Consider the following 18,203-nt stretch of genomic DNA (forward strand, 5'->3'; position numbering starts at 1 on the left):
GACCGATCATGCCGGACAACGCCTTCATCAACATCCGCCCGGTCATCCACGTGGATGGCGAGCGACGCGACGATCTCACCGATGCGCTCATCGGCATGGTGGTGAACCTGCCGCTCCACGGATGCGCCCATGGCGAGCTGACGGTCACCAACTGGGGAACGCCGGCCGGTGGCGACGCTCCCGCCCATGTCTTCGACGACATCGTCCTGGGGGCGGAAGTGGACATCGCCATGGGACAGCCGGATCCGGTGCGCATCTTCCGGGGAGAGATCACCGCCATCGAGGAGCAGTACGGCGATGGCGCCCCCGGCCTGGCGCTGCTGCTGCAGGACAGGCTGCACCGGCTGGCCCGGGCGCGGCAGAGTCGCCACTACGAGGAACACTCCCCCGACGATATCGTCCGCGCCATTGCCGACGCTGCAGGCCTGCGCGCCGATGTCCGGGTCTCCAGCATCAACCGGAGCTGGCATCAGCTCAACGAAAGCGACCTGGCGTTCCTGCTGCGCCTGCTCGGCCGTTTCGACATCGCGCTGCGGCTGGAGGACGACACCCTGCGCGCCCGGCCGGAAGAGCCGGATGGCGACCCGGTCGATCTCAGCGCCCAGGACAGCGCCTTAAGCGTCCGGCTGATCGCCGACCTGAACCACCAGCCGGTGGCATCCCGCAGCCAAGGCTACAACGTCGGCACGGCCGAGGCGGTGGACCACAGCAGCGACCGGCTGACCCCGGCGCCCGAGGCGACCAGCGCCGCCGACACCCTGGCCCGGCTGGGCTGGGCCGGCGACGATACCGTGCCCCACCCCTTCGCCCGCAGCCAGGCTGAGGCGGAGGCCTACGCCGACGCCCACTTTCGCCGCATGGCCAAGCGCTTCGTGCAGGGCGACATCGTCTGCCAGGGAGAGCCGACGTTGAAGAGCGGCCGTGACATCCGGCTCAGCGGCGTGTCGCCCCGTCTGCGCGGCACCTACCAGGTGGTGCACTGCTGTCACCGCTTCGATAGCCAGAACGGCTACGAAACCCACCTCAAAGTGAACCGAGCCGACTGGAGCCCTACCCCATGAACGCCCATACCCTTGGCCACCTGCACAGCCTGCAACTGGCGCAGGTCACCGACAACGCCGACCCGGATCACCGCGGCCGCGTCAAGGTGCGGCTGCATTCCGCGCCGATGGAGATGTGGGCCAGCGTGGTGGCCCCCTCGGCCGGTAACGGCTACGGCGCCAGCTTCGTCCCTCGCCTGGAGGAAATCGTCGTGGTGGCGTTCGTCGACCAGGACACCCCGCTGGTGCTGGGCAGCATCTGGTGCGGCAGCGGCAGCCACCCGCAGGACGCCGATCCCCAGGAACAGCACTATGTGGTGCGTACCCCGAGCGACACCGTCCTCGAGTTCGACGACAACGAACCCAAGGTGGAGCTGCGGACCCGCTCCGGTTACCGCGTCACCGTCACCGAGAGCGGCGGCGGCGAAGTGAAGATCGAGCGCGGCTCCCAAAGCGTCACCATGACCGCCGCCGAGATCAACGTGGACAGCGCAGGACCGGTGAACATCAGTGCCGCGCGGGTCAATCTGTCTGCCGCCATGGTGCAGGTGGACGCGGGCATGTCCCGCTTCAGCGGGGTGGTTCAGTGCGACACCCTGATCGCCACCTCGGTGGTGGGCACTACCTACACCCCCGGCGCGGGCAACATCTGGTAACCAGGAGCGGACATGAGCAGCGCACAGATCCTCCACGACGTTCGCCTCCGGGCCCCGTACTTCGGGAACGGGGAGCAGGCAACACTGCTGCGTTACCTGGATCCGGACTTCGTCGCCCGCTTCCAGCAGGACGTCCAGAAGCAACGCTTCCTGCAACCGCAGTTCGCCGACTGGACGCAGGAGGAGATCCACAGCCCGTTCGACAGCAAACCCGTGTTGCGTCTGCCGACCCATCGCGCCTTTCACCTGATGTGCTGCGAAGTCGTCTGCGAACGCTTCGGCCGGCCGGCGCTGGATCCTGCCCGCATCACCTCGGCCGGCTTCGTGATCCGGCGACTGCGCGACGGCCGGGAACAGGCCTGGATCCTCGAGGAAGGAGAAGCCCTGGGCTGGCGCGACACCGATACCGGCCTCAAGGACCCGGACCTCGACCGACGGCTGTGCGCCAACGGTGTCCTGCACCCACGCGCCAACCAGGCCTCCTATAGCGGCGAGCAGACCCACCCGCTGCACGTCCTCGACAGCACCGACGCCAAGGGCAAACGCCATACGCTGCTGTTCGGTTATGTCCCGCTGGGGGGCTTCTACTACGAACGCGACACCCAGGGCCTGTTCGATGCCCAGAGCCGGCAGGAGGTCGAGGACGTCCAGGCCCGTTCCCTGCCCTGGCCGTTCGGTTACCGCGACGGCGCACGCCCGGCATGGCGGACGGACGACAGCGTGCAGGTGGACGAGGGAGTACCAGGCAAGCCGCTGTTCGAACTGCTGCGCCTGCTGGTCAACCGCTATCACCTGGGCGAGGCCGGACGCGAGGCCAACGCCGAACTCGAGGCCCTGTTTGCCGACATCTGGTTCTACGACGACTCTCGCGTGCCCGCCAAGCTGCGCGGCGAGCCCTTCGATGAACGCAGCCGCGAACGGATCAGGGGCGCGCGTCGTTTCCATCTCACCACCTACCTGCAGGACTGTTTCGCCCGCGGCGACAACAACCCCCTGGTGCGATGGATCATCGAGCAGGAGGACGCCGCCGACAGGGCCGGCGGTCTCGACCGACTGGGGCAGCTGGCGCCGCTGCCCGACCCCGGCGGCAACGGGCCCCTGACCCTGTCGCTGAAGCTGGTTGCCAGCGATGCCGAGGATATCCGCCACCGCCTGGGACAGCGTTTTCGCGAGCAGACCCTGGCCCAGGCACGGGAAATCCCGCTGCCGAAGTTCGGCCAGGGCGAGAATGACGTCTACCAGATCCTCCCCTTCGTGCGCTCCCGCAACGATCGGGGCAAGGAGCAGATCCAGTGGGGGGATGTCCATTGCCGCTCGCTGCCGTTCCGCGTCGCCGCCCCGCTGGACCCCGAAGCCAGCCGGCCGTCGCTGATTCCGATGCCGAGCCTCAGGGACCTGAAACGGGGTCTGGCGAAGGGCGCCGCGGTGCTGACGCCCGGCGACACCTTCGATTTCATCAACGGCCTGAAGCTGAAGAAGGGGGCCAGCGAGGACGTCATCGGCCAAGGCCCGAAACTGGGCGTCCAGTGGATCTGCTCGTTCAGCCTGCCGGTCATCACCCTGGTGGCCATGATCCTGCTGATGATCATGGTCTCGCTGCTGAACATCGTCTTCTTCTGGCTGCCGTGGGTGCGGATATGCCTGCCGTTTCCCAAGATCGACAAGAAGGGATGAGGTGAAATCGCGATGAGAACCCCGATGCCCCATGTTCGCAGCTGGCCGCTGGGCGGCGTCGACGAGGACGGTGCCCTGACATGGGCCACAGACGATCAGAGCGTGCGCGAGGTGATGCTGAACATCCTGCTGACCCGTCCCGGCGAACGTCTGCAGCGGCCGGACTTCGGCGCCGGCCTGCTGAACTTCGTCCACCAGCCCAACAACGAGACCACCCGGAACCTCATCGCCGGTGTGGTCAGGAAATCCCTCACGCTGTGGGAGCCGCGCGTGCTGGTGGACGCCGTCGACGTCAGCCCCGGTCCGGACGACGTGTCGGAGGTGCACATCAATATCCGCTATCGACTGCGGCACAACCCGGCCCCCGCCGAACTGGGGCTGACCCTGAACCTGGGCGTCTAAGGAGGACGTGAGACCATGCCATTACCGGTCCCCAATCTGGATGATCGCCGCTTCGACGACCTGGTCGCCGAAGCCAGGGAGCGCCTCGCCACCCATCTGCCGGAACTGACGCAGATCGCGCCGGGCGATCCGATGCATGGTTTCATCGACCTGTTCGCGTGGCTCACCGAAACCATCCTCTACCGCGCCAACCTGATTCCCGAACGGCAGCGACGCATCCTGCTGAACCTGCTGCAGATCCCGGTGCGGCCGGCACGCCCGGCGCGGGGCGTCGTCTGCGTCGATGCCGGGCCCACCAGCGTGACACTGCCGCCGCTGCTCAAGGAGGGCAGTCAGCTGCGGGGCGGCAAGCAGAGCCTGACCACCCGGGGCGAACTGCAACCCACCTGCCTCGACCTGCAGGTACTGATCAAGCAGCGCCTGACCCCCGACGACCTGGCGGCACTGGGCATGACGCTGCAGGACCTCCACGAGCAGTTCGGACTGCGCAGGGGCGAAACGCCCAGCCCGTTCCAGCCGAGGCGTTTCGAGCTGGGTCGCGAACGGCTCAGCCTGGCCCGGAGCCTGGATCACAGCTTCTACCTGGCCTGCATCGCGCCGAAAGCACTGGACGACCACCTGGACCAGCTGCGCGACAACCTGGCGGGCATTCGCCTGAACCTGGCCATCGCACCGGCGGACAACCTGGAGGGCGACAGCGTCGGCGACCTGGAGGCACGCCACCTGCTGTGGGAACTGGTCGCCCCGGGGGCCGACGGCGCTACCCGCTTCCTGCCCCTGGATGTCATGTCCGATACGTCGCTGGGGGGACGCCAGACCGGCGTGGTACGGCTGCGCCTTCCCGACAACAGCGCCCTGTTCGAGGGCTTCGCCAGCGCCGACCCCATGTTCGACGGCAGCAAGCACCTTCCGCCGGCGCTGGACGATGCGGTCGAGGCGACTCGGGTGGCGCTGTGGCTCCGCCTGCGCTGTCCGGACGACCCGGACCTGCAACTGGGGTATCTGGCCCTGAACGGCGTCGACGTCCTGGCCCAGGGCCTGCGGCGGGACCGGATCGTCGGCCTCGGCACCGGGTTGCCGGATCAGGTCGTCGCCCTGCCCGATCAGCAGATCGACGCCGGCAGCCTGGACCTGCAGGTCGAGGAGGATGGCGCCTGGGTGCAGTGGCGGGGGGCCGACTACCTCGCGGGCCAGGGACCGGATGCCCGGGTCTATCGACTCGACCCGGAATCGGGCTACGTCACCTTCGGCGACGGCCTGGAGAACGGCCGTCGCCCGCCCCGCGGGGCCCGCATCCGCATCGCCCAGTACCGCTACGGCGGCGGCGAGGCCGGCAACCTGCCCGCGGGCAGCATCAGGGAAATCGTCGACGGCAGCCCTCGTTTCACGCTGCGTCATGAGTGGCCGCTGCGCGGCGGTCGCGACGCCGAAACCGTGGAACAGGCGGAGCAGCGCATCCCCCAGTTTCTCACCCACCGCAACCGCGCGGTGACCGCCACCGACTTCCAGCTGATCTGTCGCGGCAATCCGGTGAATCCGGTGGCGCGTGCCGAGGTCGTCGAAGGCTTCCTGCCGGGCCACACCCTGGAGGCAGCGCGCCATGACGTGCCCGGCGTGGTCAGCGTCTTCGTGCTGCCGCCGGCACAGGTCGGCATCGGCAACTGGCCGAAGCCCAGCAAGGCGCTGCTCAAGGACCTGTTCAACTACCTGCTGGAGCGCATCCTGATCGGCACCGAGCTGTACGTGCTGAGCCCGCAGTTCGTCCCCCTCGCGGTCAGTATCCTGGTGCAGGTGCGGGATTCGCAGACCGAACAGGAGACCCTCAAGGCGGTCCAGGCCGCCGTCACCGAATACCTCTGGCCGCTGTCGCCAGGCGGCGCCAGCGGCGAAGGCTGGGCCCTGGGCCGCACGGTGCGGGCCAACGAACTGCTGACCCGGGCGGCTCGGGTCGACGGCGTGCAGGCGGTCAACGCCGTGACGCTGTTCGAACAGACCACCCGGGACGGCAAGCCCCTGTGGCGGCGCCTGCCCGAGGCGGAAGACCTGGACCTGACCGGCTACCAGTTGCCGGAACTGATGGGCGTTCGGGCAGGCATCGGCGGTACCGGGGACACACCGCCTCTGCCCGGCGGGATCGATCCCTCGCAGGGCGCGCCGGGTGACCGTGGAGACGGTATCGCCGTGCCGGTGATACCGGATGTGTGCTGATGGACGTTAACAACACCCCCTACTTCCTGCTGCGCAGCGAGGCAGAGCTGGCCGAAGGCTCACGACGGCTGCAGTGGCACGCCGGCAGGCAGGCCCTGACCCTGGCGCAGAATCAGAGCCTGCGCCTGCCCGCCAGCGACGCGGTGGCCGCGCTCGCCGCCTGGCAAGCGGCGACACCGATGGCGGTGGACACCCACTACCAGGTCGCGCGACTCGGCGCCGATGCCCGCTCGGTGGAGTTCAACAGCGGCCGGGGCTGGCTGCCGCTGAAGGACGGGGAACTGAACAGCCTCAGCGCACCGGCTGGCACCCTGAGGGACCTGAACCTGAACCGAGAAGGCCGTCTTGCGGTGCCGTTCAGCGACGACATCGACCAGCACGGCCTGTTGCTGTTCCATCTGCGCCAGCGCTGGCTGACCCGGTGTGCACTGCCGGTGGCGCCGCGCCGCGCCTGGGTGGACGCGGACGATCGCGTCTGGTGTATCGGCGCCGACCGGCTGATGCTCTGCCAGGGCGAACCCCTGCCGCTGCCCTATGCGCCCCGCGACGATCGCTTCGAGCCATTGACGCCCAATCCCGAGGCACTTGGCCTGCGCTGGCAGCAGCCGCTGCCGTCCGGGTGGGAAGCCCTGGCGCTGTGCGGCGACCGGGAGCGGCTCTATGTCCTGGTGCACGATGGCGCCGGCAGCCAGCGTATCCTCGTCCGCTCGCGATCGACCGTCAGCGACCGCCCGTACCAGAGCTACGCCATGGGCGGCGACGTCCCCTTCGCCATCGACCTGGAGATGGCCGGTCCCGGCCGGCTCGCGGCCCTGACGCCGCGGCAGGCGGACGATACCCCTTTCCGCCAGCGGGACTGCCCGGTGCTCGGCCTGCAGCGGGATGCCGGCAGCGACGTCGGCGAAGCGCGCCTGATCCTCGAGCGCTATCCCATGCTGTCGCTGGCGGTACCCCGTTTCGCCAGCAGCGCCGACGGTCAATTGCGTTACCAGGCCAAGCCGGACGCGGACTACCCGGACGTCGACCCGCGGCCGCGGGAACTGCACGCCCTGCGCCAGCCCCGTTACCACCTGGAGGCCGCGGCCCTGCTGCAGGAGGTGCTGGATTCGGGCGCCCCCAACACCATCTGGCACCGGGTCTACCTCGATGCCTGCATCCCGCCCGGTTGCGCCATCAGACTGTCGGCGAGGGTCTACGACACCCCGGAACAACGGGGCAGCGCCGAACTGATCGAGCAGCCGGTGCCCGTGTGGAACCCCCTCCCCTCGGAGCTGGCATTCCAACAGGCCCTGTCCGGACACGAGCCCGGCCAGCGGGGACTGTTCGAGCTGCTGTTGCAGCGCCCCAGCGGCCCGGTACGCCGACTGACCGGACGCTATCTGCAGTTGCGGGTAGGGTTGCGCGGCACCGGGCGCTCGACGCCGTCCCTGCATGCCATCCGGGTGTATCAGCCACGATTCTCCTACCAGGAGGCCTACCTGCCGGAACTGTACCGGCAGGAGCTGAGTTACGACCCCGCCAACGACAGCGGGCCGGCCAACGGCGCCGATACCCGCGAGCGGCTGCTGGCGAGCTTCGAGGGCGTTCTCACCCCGATCGAGGGCCGCATCGCCGCCAGCGACCAGCTGCTCCATCCCGATGCGGCGCCGAGGCAAAACCTGCACTGGCTGGCTCGCTCCATCGGCGCGGACCTGCCGGCTCACTGGCCCCTGGCGCGGCAGCGGCGCTGGCTGAAACAGGTCACCCTGATCCAGCAGTACAAGGGCACCCTGCCGGCGGCGAACCTGGCGCTGGACATCCTCACCGACGGCGGCGTGCAGCGGGGCGACGTCGTGGTGCTGGAGAACTTCCGGTTGCGCCGCACCATGGCGACCATCCTCGGACGCCACCTGGACGACGCCGACCACCCCTTGACGCTCGGCACCGGCATGAGCGGCAACAGCATCGTCGGGGACAGCCTGATCCTGTCGGACATGAACGCGCGGGAATTCCTGGCGATGTTCGCGCCGGAACTGGCGACGGAAGAGGAGGCCCTGGCGGTCGAGGCCTTCTTCGAGCGTTACGGTCACCGCCTCAGCGTATTGCTGCACGGCCCCGCACGGCAGCAGCGCAACGCCGTCGAAGAGATGCTCAGGCAGCAGCTACCGGCGCACCTGCAGTGGCGCATCATCGAGACCGAGCGGCCCTTCATCCTGGGCACCTCGCCGCTGCTGAGCGTGGACACCTACCTGGAACGGCAACCCGATGCCGAGCCGGTCATCCTCGACGAAACCCGCATTGGACAGGACGGCCTGCTGCACAACCCTGTGGCGTTTTCGCCGCGGGACATCAACGCCGGCGCCCGACGAGGAGACGAACCATGAGGAGGCCCCATGAGTAACCAGGACGACCTGCCGACCCTGAAACAGGATGACCGGCTGGCGGAGCCGCTGCGCCGGGTGTCCTACGAGGCCGGCATGATGCTGGGGCTGGAGGCCACCCGCGACGAACAGGCCTACCACCGACGCCGCCTCACCCGCCACCAGTACTGGCTGCACGGTCACGGCACGCTGGCGGGACTGAACGTGAGCATGGACCCGGACAGCCATGACAATGATGCGGACGATGTCCTGGTGCGGCTGCAGGTGAGCCCCGGCATCGCCATCGACGGGCTGGGCCGGGAAGTGCTGGTGCACGAGACCTACTGCATCAATCTGCGCCAGTGGCTGGATGCCCAGAGCGAGGGTGACCTGCTCGAAGGCTTCGATGGCGACAACGAACAGCTCTGGCTGAAGGTCTCCGTACGCCAGAAGGATTGCCCCCTGGCACGGCAACCGGTGCTGACGCGCAAGCTCAACCTCAGCACCGATTCGGTCCAGCCCAGCCGCACCGCCGACAGCGTGCAGCTCGAACTGATTCCCGAACTGCCGCCGGCGCCGGACGAGCGCTTCGCGCCCTGGGCCAGCCACCCCCCGGTGGCGGATGCGGCGCCCAGCCTCACCGCCGCCGAACAGCAGACCCTGGACGAGCTGGAGCTGAGCAATCCCGCCGCGGCCGCGCAGCTGAGCCTGCACGCCAGGCTGCTGCACGCCCTGGACGCCGGCGGCGTGGCCACCACCAACCTGGCGGACGACCTGGAAGCCGGCGCACGCCTGCTGCTGGCCCGTATCAGCATCAGTACCGCCGACCCGGTCAACCTCGTGGTGAACCCGCAGCGGATCAGCATCAACAATCTGGTGCGACCCTTCCTCACCACCGCCAGCCAGCTGGCCTGGCTCAAACGGCAAGGCTGAAGCGACATGACGATACCGCTCCTGTTCAGTGGCCGGGTACATCAAGCATGCGAGGAGAGACCATGAGCGAGATACTGTTTCAACCCCTGGGGGATCCCATCGCCGCCGGCGAGCGCCTGGAGCATATCGCTGACATCGACCCGCGCATGACCCGCACCCACTACTTCGACGGCCGCCTGCTCACCGCCGAGGACCTGGAGCGGGACCAGATCTACCTGGACCAGCGACTGCGGGAGATCGGCAAGGTACTGGGCCAGGGCGTGATCGCTGGCCTGGACCTCGACTACGACCCCTTTTCCGGCCTGCTGACCCTGGAGCCAGGACTGGGCATCACGGCCCTCGGCCGCGTGCTTCAGCTCAACCGCCAACTGCTGGTAAGCCTCGGGGACCGGGCCCTCATCGCCCAGCTCAACGACAGCAAGTACCGACGCTTCAACCGCGGGCTCTATGCGGTGGTACTGAAATACGTCGAGGTGGCCACCGACGTCGCCGAGGTGTTCCCGACGGACCTGGCCTCCAGGCGCGGCGCCGATTACGCCATGGTGACGGAATCGGTGCAGCTGGGCCTGGTTCCCCTGCCCCTGCCGTTGCCGCAACAGAACCCGCTGCACATCCGCGCCAACCTGATGCGGGAGCTGCTGGGCCACGACCTCGCCGATGCCCTGATGCCGGAGGATAGTGTGGCGCTGGGGCTCGTCGCCATCCAGAACGACACCCCTCAGTGGCTCGACAGCGAGCTGCTGCGCCAGCCGGCTCGGCAGCAGGCGGGCGCGACGGATCTGCAACACGACCTGTCGCGCCAGTACGAGGCCCTGCTCGCCGACATCTTCACCGAGCGGGCCGGCGGCAGTCTCGACAACCACTTCGCCGCCCGGGACTATTTCAGCCTGCTGCCGCCGGTGGGCACCGTGCCCCGCGACGCCATCGACGCGGTCAACGGCCACCAGGGCTATTTCCCCGAGCATTTCAACGTCCACGTCGCGCCGATTCGGCTGTCGGACCTGGAACTGATCCGGGCCGAGTCGCTGCTGCTGCCGAATATCGATCTGAACGCCCGTGAAGGCGTCGACATCGTGGTGCTGGCGCCGCTGACGAACCAGGACTATGGCCTCTACGCCCCCCAGTTGGAACGGGATGTCGACCCGGAGAGCCGACGCCTGCCGCAGCTGGACCTGCTGCGCCTGAAACTCTACCCGGTGCAGCCAGTGCACCACCTCGATACCGATGCCAGCGTCTGGCAGAGCATCTGGGGCGCCGTGGTCGGCGGCCGGCTGATGTACGTGCGGCGACCGATCCGGACGGCAGAAACCGCGGTGAGCGGGATCGTGCTTGCGCTCGGCAGCAGCGTGCCGGCACCCGCCGAGCCCCCGCCGACCGATGATTCGGTGCCAACCACGCCATCCGACCCCGGCAGCGTCATCGAGGACGAGGACAGTGTCCTGCTGCGCTTCATCAACCTCGAACGGTTGGCGAAGATTCGTCCGCCCCGGGACGGCCGCGGCGAGGAAGCCCTGAGGCAGCTGATCGACAGCGTCGGAGACGACGCACCTCGGGTCCTGCAGGCCAATGAATTCCTGATCCGGGTGGAGCGGCACTACGACCCCCTGGTCTGGCCCACCCTGAGGGTGCTCGTCGAACGGGAAACGCTGCCGTTGCTGCTGGAGAGGCTGCGGGACACCGACGAACGGCACCCTGCCGTGACCGGCAAGCTGGTGCGGGAGGCCGCCGCAGAACTCGGCATCGAGGGCGACCTCGCGGGCCAGTGGGAAGAGCTGGTGGGACAGATCAACTGAGGAGACGACCATGTCGCTTATCCTGCTGCACCGTCCCATCGCCAGCGCCCCGGCGCTCGAACGACTGCACCTGTTTGCCGGACGCCACCTCGGGGAGGAGGAGTTCGACCGCCAGCAGGCCTATGCCGATGCGCGCCTGGCCACGCTGCTCAAGACCCGTCCCGCGGGCGTGGTCCATGGCCTGCGCCTCGACAGCAGCGGGGCAGGTGACCTCACGGATCACGACACCTTCGTCGTCAGCCCGGGCCTCGCCGTCACCCCGCAGGGGCAGACACTCAACCTGCAGACGCCGCTCAAGGCCGAGTGGCGGGGCCTGATCGAGCATTACCTGGCCCGCACGGCCACGTTGGACGCCACCGGGGTCTATTACCTCACGCTGCAGCAGACCCTCGACACCATCGATGCCCCCAGCGTCGAACCCTGCCAGCGAGCGGAATTCGATCCCACGCGGGATTCGCGCCTGGTGGCGGTCACCAGCGTGCGGCTCAAGCGGCTGGCCATCGCACCGGAGGTGGTGACCGGAACGCCGGCGCAACAGCTGCAGAACTGGATCGCCGCGGACCGCGTCGACGGCGAGTTTCTCGGCGGTTTCCACCAGGCCATTCCGCTGGCCCTGCTGGCGATCAGCACCAGCGACGACACCCACCGCGTGACCTGGGTATCGGAGGCGGCCGGCCGTTACGAGGCGGTTCCCGCCGCCGGCTACCGCGTCCTGCTGAACCAGGCCAGCGCCACGCTGCGCCGGACGATGCAGGCCTACGGTGAGCCGACCAATGCCGCCACGCCGCTGGCGGCTTTCCTCGACGCCAACCTGCACCTGGATTACCTGCCCGCCGCCGGCCAGTTGCCCGTCAACTGGCTGCGGCATCCGGATACCGTCGCGCCCGAGCTGCTCTGGCTGCCGCCTCATCTCGGGGTCGACATGGTTCCGGTCCCGGCAGACGCGGTGGGGGAACTGATCGACCGGCACCTGCCGCGCCGGATGATCGACCTGCGACGGCCCGCCGGCGACCGGATCCGCCTGCTGCTGGCGCTGGACCGCCGCGATTATCGCGCCGATCTGCTCGACATTCCCCCGACGGATGCGCGGCTCGAGGCCGACATCTACCGCTTCTACCTGCGCGCCTACGACGCCTGGCATCGCTGGCGCAGGCAGTTCGACCATCTCTACTACGTGGAGCCGTCGAATGAGCCGCCGCTGACCGCCCCCGCGGGCTTGTCCGCCATCGAGCATCGGGTGCTGGACCCGGCGCAGTTCAAGCACCTGGACCTGCCCAGGCCGGCGCTGCCCCCCATCCCGCCGACGGCCCTGTTCGAGAACGTCATCCGCCGGGCACTCCAGGCGTCCGGCACACTCGGCACCGACAACGCCCCGCCCTACCCCTACGATCGGGGGATTCCGGCGCCATCGGCCTTCTATCGCGACTGGCTGGTGACGGTCGACGACGCCTCGGTACCCCCGCCGGTGCCGACGCCGGACGATGACGGCCTGGTGATCCAGTACGCGGTGGCCCTGGTGGAGCTGGAGGCCATCGAGAACCAGATCAGGACGATCCGCTCGCGGCTGGAGAAGACCCGGGACCTGCTGTTGCTGCAGCGCCAGCAGCTGGACTCGCAGACCGTGGCACTCTCCTCCCTGGCCGGCGGCGTCGCCGGCGACGGCAACGGCCTCAAGGTGGCGCGCTGGCTGCCCTATGCCAGCCTCAACACCAGCCTGATGCCGGAGGAGCTCACCGCCACCACCCCCGCCGCGGCCGCCCCCGTGGTGCGGACGACCGCCACGCGAGACCCAAGCCCCACGACAACCGGCGGCACCGCCACCCGCCTCAGCAGGAGCTTCAGCAGCAGTCTGCTGACGTCCGCGTTGAACACCAGCATCAACAGCACCCCCGCGTACCTGACCACCAAGCCCGAGACCTACTCCGCCTTCGAGCTCGGCATCAACAAGCAGCGTCTCGACCTGCTGGCCAACCTGGCCAAGAGCGCCGTCAGCAAGCCGGCCTTCGACGCCCAGGAGTTCCGTTTCGGCGTGCTGGACCACATCAGCCCCGAGATCGACGAATACAACAAGGCCTATTACGGCATGCGGGACCTGGTGACCACCATCCGCGACCTCTTCGACCCCACCGATGCCGCCACCCTCAACAAGAAGCTACGGGTCAGCGAACAGAGTTTCGGCCTGGTCGACCCCTCCCGTCTGGACGACGAGATCGAGACCCGAACCCAGCAGCTCGCGGACCAGGCAGGACCGACGGAAGGGGAAAGTCAGGATAAGAAGCGACTGCGGCTGCGAGGCCTGGTGGCCAGCCAGAAACGCTACGAAGCCCTGTTCAATGCCGGCAAGGTGCTGACCCACTGGATCTCGATCGTCGAGGGGCGCTACAACCGGATCGAGCGCAAGCTCCAGGGCAAGCTGCGCGAGCACACCCGCACACTGGCGCGGATCGACAAGCTCAGCGGCCGGATCCGGGTGGCCCGGGAGACCCTGGAAAACCTCGATCGCCAGCTGGACGAACAGCTGGGCGACTACGGCGTGGCCCAGCGCCTGCTCGAGGAGGACTGGCGCCAGGCCCACGACGCCAACCTCGAGCGCTCGCGCATCCTCACCACGGCGCTGCAGGGGCTCTACTACGTTCGGGTTCGCAATACGCCGGTGTCCATGGTGCTGCCGGATCCCCTGGCCCTGCGCCACCGCGGCCGCCACGACATCGTGCCCGGCTGCGAAGGGGATGCCGACGCCAGCCTGCCGCAGGAGCTGGAGGGCTTCTTCGACGCCGTGACCGAGATCCCGATGGACGACTGGGCAAGCCTGAAGCCCCTGCACGCCCAGCTGCCGCCGTTCGAGAAATACGGCTACCTGGGCAAGCTTCGCCAGGCCCGTTTCGCGGCCCGTCCGGCGCGCCCCAGCCTGGACAGTGGGACCGGCACGCTGCAGGCCCGCTTGCATGCCGTGCAGCAGCAGGCCCAGACGGTGCTGGCCCAGTGGTCCAGGCTGACGCTGCCCGCCTACACCCACAGCAGCCTGCAGACCCAGCAGCAGGCGGCGAAGGTCTTCTCGCTGGAGGACCTCTCCCAGGGCGGCCGGGGCGGACTGCGCAGGCAGGCCCAGACCCTGCGCGAACGCCTGGAACAGTGCCAGGCCTGCCTGCTGGAGAAGCTGGCCCTGCTGCCCGGCTCCCTTCGGCTGCAGTGGGGGCAGCTGGCGGAAGACGACCGCATCCGCGTGGAACAGGTGGCGTGGTGGCCGGGGCTCGAACGGGCCGAGCAGGACGATTTCAACGCCACCCGGACCATCGCAGAACTGGTCGACTGGTGGTTCCGGCAGCTCAGCGCCGACGCCGAGGCGGCCAGCCATCACGCCATGCGCACCATGATCCGCGCGAGCCTGATCTTCGCCTCGCTGGGCGATCCCCAGGAGATCGTGCGGGGGACGGTGCTCGTGCCGCCGCGTGTGGCACGACCCGGAGAGCGCTTCCGGGTCCAGCTCAACCGCGCCGTCCAGCCGGGCGTCAAGCTGCAGCTGCTGGATCTGGATCAGCAGGTCGCGGCCGAACTGGCGGTCGAGGACCACGGCCCCGACAGCACCCAGGTGCGCATTGTCACCCTGGTGCAACCCGAACTGACCGTCGACTCCCGCTTCGCGGTCGTCGGCAACGTTCGCCGGTAGCCTCTCATGCCGACCCCGGGCCGCGACACCACCATCGGCACCCTCCGCATCCGCGGACCGGCCAGCGTGCAGGACCGGGTAAGCCGGATCCTGCAGCAGGCCGACTGGCCGGATGCCGGCGGGGACGAGATCGTCTTCGTGCGACAGATCCATGTGGCGGACAGCGCCGATCGCATCGGTCCGGCGGTGCAGGACCGGGTCCGCCAGTGCCTTCGCCACGGTACCGACCCGGCCAACGTCATGCGCTTCGCCAACCGGCTGGAGATGCTGGCAGCGCTGCTCGCCGACCTGGCCGAGGGCGTCGCGGCCCGGCACTGGTACTGGCGACGCTGGTCACGCCTGGTGTCACTGCCCCCGAGTCAGGCGCTCTGCTCGATACTGGCGGACCATCAGACGCTGCTGAATGGACTGGCGGAGTCGCTGCATGCACGGCGACAGCTGGCCGGCGTCTGGCGGGCACTCGCCGACCCGGACGCCGAGCAACTGATGCGGGAACTGTGCTGGCGCAATGGTTACCGTCTCACCGACCGGGCATCGACGCCGCGTTCGGGCAGCACGCCCCAGGACCTGCCGCCACGGATCAGGGACCGCTGGCAACCGGCCCTGGCGACGATGCCCCCCGCCAGTCCGCGTTTCCGCCTGGCCGCCCTGCTGATCGCGCAGGAGACCGTCCCGCTGATGCTGATGCAGTCGGCGTCGGCGACCCTGTCCGCCGTCACCGAGCTACTGACCGGCGAGCCCGGGCTCGTGACATCACCGGCCCGGCACGCCACCGGGCGCCCGCCGCCAGCCTGGAACCCGCGCCCGACGACGGAAACCCCGGAGTTCATCAGCGCTTCAGCGCATCCTCGGGCGGACACCGAGCCGCTGCGGTCCCCACCGTCGCAGGCGTCATCCGGGGACGACGAGACGGTCGAACCGACCGCCCCTTCGCCACATGAGCACCACCCCGTACCCCCTGGACGACCGTCCGGGGGACTGCGGCCGGCGGACCGTGATCGGGAGTCGGGCCAGGCGGGCACCGGAACGCCTGGCGAATCGCGGCCATCTCACCCGCTGAGCCGGATAGCGATTCGCACCAGCAACGACACCGACGCCCCTTCCCCGCCGGCGCCGGAGTTCCAGACCGAGCAGGGTGGCGCGCTCTATCTGCTGAACTTCCTCAACCGCCCGCCGTTGCCCTCCATCATGGGCGATTACCGCGACGCCCTCCCCAGCGGCTGGCTATGGCTCTATCGGGTCGCACAGCTGCTGGCGCTGGATGAACGCGACCCGCTGGTGCCTTTCCTGGCCACCCAGATGGGACTGGAGGATGCCCGCGACCTCGACGCCCTGCCGCCGTTGCCCGAACGCGAACGCATCGAAGCGCTGGCACGGCAGTGGTACGGCGCCTCCGGCCTCTGGCAGGCATCGTTGCTGAGGCTGCCCGCCCGTATCCGCTTCAGCGCCAGCCATCTCGATATGCACACGGCCTTGTCCCATGCGCGGATCGAGGTGCGCCTGGCGGGGCTGGACCTGAATCCGGGCTGGCTGCCGTGGCTGGGCCGAGTCGTGCAGTTCCACTTCGAGCAGCCCACACAGGGAGGAACCTGAGATGACGGACCTGGCCCTGCTGTCCATGCCGGACTCCAGCCTGTCCACCCTGCTGCAGTGGGTCGACACGGGTATTGCCCATTACTGCCGTCAGGAACGGGACGATGACTGGGACACGGCCGACCGTGCCATCCGCGAGCGCTGGCCGCTGCCGGGTAGCCGCCTGGCCGACTGCATCGACGAGTTGAGCCTCGGCCGGGAAGAGGCCTTCGTGCTGATCCTGGTGGGACTGGCGGAGACCCGGCCGCAGATCATCTTCGCCCTTCAGGCACTGCAACATCCCGACACGTCTGGTGCGGTCAGCGTGCACCTGGCACTGGAACTGATCAACAGCCTGTTCCCGCAAGGGTCCCCCTGGAACGCGCTGGACCTGATCAACAGCCCACTGCTGACGAGGTCGCTGCTGGAACTCGAGGGAGAGGGTCCCCTGCCGTTGCAGACCCTGCGCATCCAGACGCCCTTCTGGTCGGTGCTGAACGACCGTGATCACCCCTGGCCCGGCACCCGGCCGATCGCCGGCGGAGACCGCGGCCTGTTGCCGAAGGACACCCGCCAGGCCCTGCCGACACTGGCACAGCCGCTGATGGACGGGCAGCTGCGACACCTGATCCTTCGCGGCCACCCCAACAGCGGGCGGCACGCGATGGCCCGGGCACTTGCCGAGCTCCTGGGCATGGAGCCGCTGTCCACGCCGCTGTCGCTCTGGCGGGAGCAAGCGTCCTTCCTGCTCGCCTGCCGCTACGCCAGGTGGCTGCCGGTGATCGAGGTGGAACTGAGCGCCGGCGAGGCGCTGAAGCTGCCGGCGCATCCCCATCCGGCCATCATCATCCTGAACGCGGACGGTGCCGTCGCCGGCGATGCCTGCCTGGAACACCCGATGGGCCTGCCGGACCAGCAACAGCGCTTCGAGCTCTGGCAACGGGCCCTGGGGCAGGAAACGCTGGCGCGAGAGCTCAGCGGCAGCGTCCTGCTCAGCGGCCCCACCATCGTCCAGCTGGCGCACAGCGCTCGCCGCCATGCCGAGCAACGTGGCGAGCCGGTCGGCGCGGACCATGTCCGGCGGGCGCGCCAGGATCATGGCGCGGAAAAGCTGCGGCTGCTGGCACAGCCGGTAGTGTGCTATCTCACCCGGGATGCAGTCGTCTTTCCACCGCTGATCGAGCAGTGCCTCGAGGACATGATCGCCCGGGCGCAGCAGCGCGAGTCACTCTGGCGCCATCTGGGCAGTACCCTGCAGGCGAGCCGGAACAGCGGGCTCCGGGCGCTCTTCGTCGGAGAAAGCGGTACCGGCAAGACCCTGGCCGCCAGCTATCTGGCCAACCGGCTCGGCGCCCCGCTCTACCGCGTCGACCTCGGCGCCGTGATGAACAAGTACATCGGGGAGTCGGAGAAGAACCTGGGGCTGCTCCTGGACCAGGCCGCGGCCAGCGATGTCATCCTGCTGTTCGACGAGGCCGATTCGCTGTTCGGCAGCCGCACCGACGCCAAGCAGACCGGCGAACGCTACGCCAACAACCTCACGAACTATCTGCTGGCCCGCATCGAGAACCATCCCGGCATCGTGATCCTCACCACCAACAGCCGGGAACGCATCGACAACGCCTTCAACCGTCGCATCGAGATCCTCATCGACTTTCCCCTGCCGGGCTTTGCCGAGCGTCTGCGCCTTTGGCACAGCCACCTCGGGGAGCGGGCGCCGGAGGGCGACGTCGTGCGCAGCCTGGCGAGCCACTGCGACCTGACCGGCGGACAGATTCGCAATGCAGTACTGACCGCCGCCGGCACCCAGTCGACCAACGACCCCATCGAACCCCGGCACCTGGTGCAGGCGATAGCACGGGAATACCAGAAGCTCGGCCGCAGCATGCCCTCGGCGCTGGACAACCTGAAGGGTTGAT

Annotated in this window: 11 protein-coding genes; all 11 read left to right on the forward strand. The window is 68.7% G+C overall.

Translation table 11 applies throughout. The annotated features are described in order from the left end of the window. Positions 1 to 8 precede the first annotated feature (8 nt). Positions 9 to 1,061: a phage late control D family protein gene (locus tag BOX17_RS01430; protein WP_071941719.1), complete on the forward strand. Its 1,053-nt coding sequence runs from the start codon at positions 9 to 11 to the stop codon at positions 1,059 to 1,061. Further along, positions 1,058 to 1,696, forward strand: a complete 639-nt coding sequence (locus BOX17_RS01435; RefSeq protein WP_071941720.1) for a phage baseplate assembly protein V — start codon at positions 1,058 to 1,060, stop codon at positions 1,694 to 1,696. Before BOX17_RS01430 ends, BOX17_RS01435 begins: the two co-directional genes overlap by 4 nt. 12 nt (positions 1,697 to 1,708) lie before the next feature. Then, a complete protein-coding gene (locus BOX17_RS01440) occupies positions 1,709 to 3,370 on the forward strand; it encodes a hypothetical protein (RefSeq protein WP_071941721.1) in 1,662 nt (553 codons plus the stop codon). 24 nt (positions 3,371 to 3,394) lie between these two features. Continuing rightward, entirely contained in the window at positions 3,395 to 3,772 is a 378-nt protein-coding gene (locus BOX17_RS01445) for a GPW/gp25 family protein (protein ID WP_208858077.1), read from the forward strand. Between the two features lie 15 nt (positions 3,773 to 3,787). Then, the gene (locus BOX17_RS01450; protein WP_071941723.1) at positions 3,788 to 5,980 is read left to right on the forward strand and encodes a putative baseplate assembly protein; all 2,193 of its coding nucleotides are present in this window, start codon (positions 3,788 to 3,790) and stop codon (positions 5,978 to 5,980) included. Further along, a complete protein-coding gene (locus BOX17_RS01455) occupies positions 5,980 to 8,343 on the forward strand; it encodes a phage tail protein (protein WP_071941724.1) in 2,364 nt (787 codons plus the stop codon). The genes BOX17_RS01450 and BOX17_RS01455 overlap by 1 nt, the downstream gene beginning before the upstream one ends. Before the next feature lie 9 nt (positions 8,344 to 8,352). Then, positions 8,353 to 9,252 (forward strand): hypothetical protein, encoded by a 900-nt coding sequence (locus BOX17_RS01460; protein WP_071941725.1) that lies wholly within the window; start codon positions 8,353 to 8,355, stop codon positions 9,250 to 9,252. Positions 9,253 to 9,314: 62 nt separating this feature from the next. Beyond that, on the forward strand, positions 9,315 to 11,045 hold the full coding sequence (locus BOX17_RS01465) for a hypothetical protein (protein WP_071941726.1): 1,731 nt from the start codon (positions 9,315 to 9,317) through the stop codon (positions 11,043 to 11,045). A gap of 10 nt (positions 11,046 to 11,055) precedes the next feature. Beyond that, on the forward strand, positions 11,056 to 14,712 hold the full coding sequence (locus tag BOX17_RS01470) for a hypothetical protein (RefSeq protein ID WP_071941727.1): 3,657 nt from the start codon (positions 11,056 to 11,058) through the stop codon (positions 14,710 to 14,712). Positions 14,713 to 14,718: 6 nt separating this feature from the next. Next, a complete protein-coding gene (locus tag BOX17_RS01475) occupies positions 14,719 to 16,305 on the forward strand; it encodes a hypothetical protein (RefSeq protein WP_071941728.1) in 1,587 nt (528 codons plus the stop codon). Position 16,306: 1 nt separating this feature from the next. Further along, positions 16,307 to 18,202 (forward strand): ATP-binding protein, encoded by a 1,896-nt coding sequence (locus BOX17_RS01480; RefSeq protein ID WP_071941729.1) that lies wholly within the window; start codon positions 16,307 to 16,309, stop codon positions 18,200 to 18,202. The last annotated feature ends 1 nt before the right edge of the window (position 18,203 follow it).

The sequence above is a fragment of the Halomonas aestuarii genome, assembly GCF_001886615.1.
Lineage (GTDB): Bacteria > Pseudomonadota > Gammaproteobacteria > Pseudomonadales > Halomonadaceae > Halomonas > Halomonas aestuarii.

Excerpts from the sequence above, each read along its gene's own strand:
- BOX17_RS01435 (WP_071941720.1), top strand. The coding sequence starts at position 1,058 with ATGAACGCCCATACCCTTGGCCACCTGCACAGCCTGCAACTGGCGCAG.
- BOX17_RS01465 (WP_071941726.1), top strand. The coding sequence starts at position 9,315 with ATGAGCGAGATACTGTTTCAACCCCTGGGGGATCCCATCGCCGCCGGC.
- BOX17_RS01450 (WP_071941723.1), top strand. The coding sequence starts at position 3,788 with ATGCCATTACCGGTCCCCAATCTGGATGATCGCCGCTTCGACGACCTG.
- BOX17_RS01470 (WP_071941727.1), top strand. The coding sequence starts at position 11,056 with ATGTCGCTTATCCTGCTGCACCGTCCCATCGCCAGCGCCCCGGCGCTC.
- BOX17_RS01475 (WP_071941728.1), top strand. The coding sequence starts at position 14,719 with ATGCCGACCCCGGGCCGCGACACCACCATCGGCACCCTCCGCATCCGC.
- BOX17_RS01460 (WP_071941725.1), top strand. The coding sequence starts at position 8,353 with ATGAGTAACCAGGACGACCTGCCGACCCTGAAACAGGATGACCGGCTG.
- BOX17_RS01430 (WP_071941719.1), top strand. The coding sequence starts at position 9 with ATGCCGGACAACGCCTTCATCAACATCCGCCCGGTCATCCACGTGGAT.
- BOX17_RS01455 (WP_071941724.1), top strand. The coding sequence starts at position 5,980 with ATGGACGTTAACAACACCCCCTACTTCCTGCTGCGCAGCGAGGCAGAG.
- BOX17_RS01445 (WP_208858077.1), top strand. The coding sequence starts at position 3,395 with ATGCCCCATGTTCGCAGCTGGCCGCTGGGCGGCGTCGACGAGGACGGT.
- BOX17_RS01480 (WP_071941729.1), top strand. The coding sequence starts at position 16,307 with ATGACGGACCTGGCCCTGCTGTCCATGCCGGACTCCAGCCTGTCCACC.
- BOX17_RS01440 (WP_071941721.1), top strand. The coding sequence starts at position 1,709 with ATGAGCAGCGCACAGATCCTCCACGACGTTCGCCTCCGGGCCCCGTAC.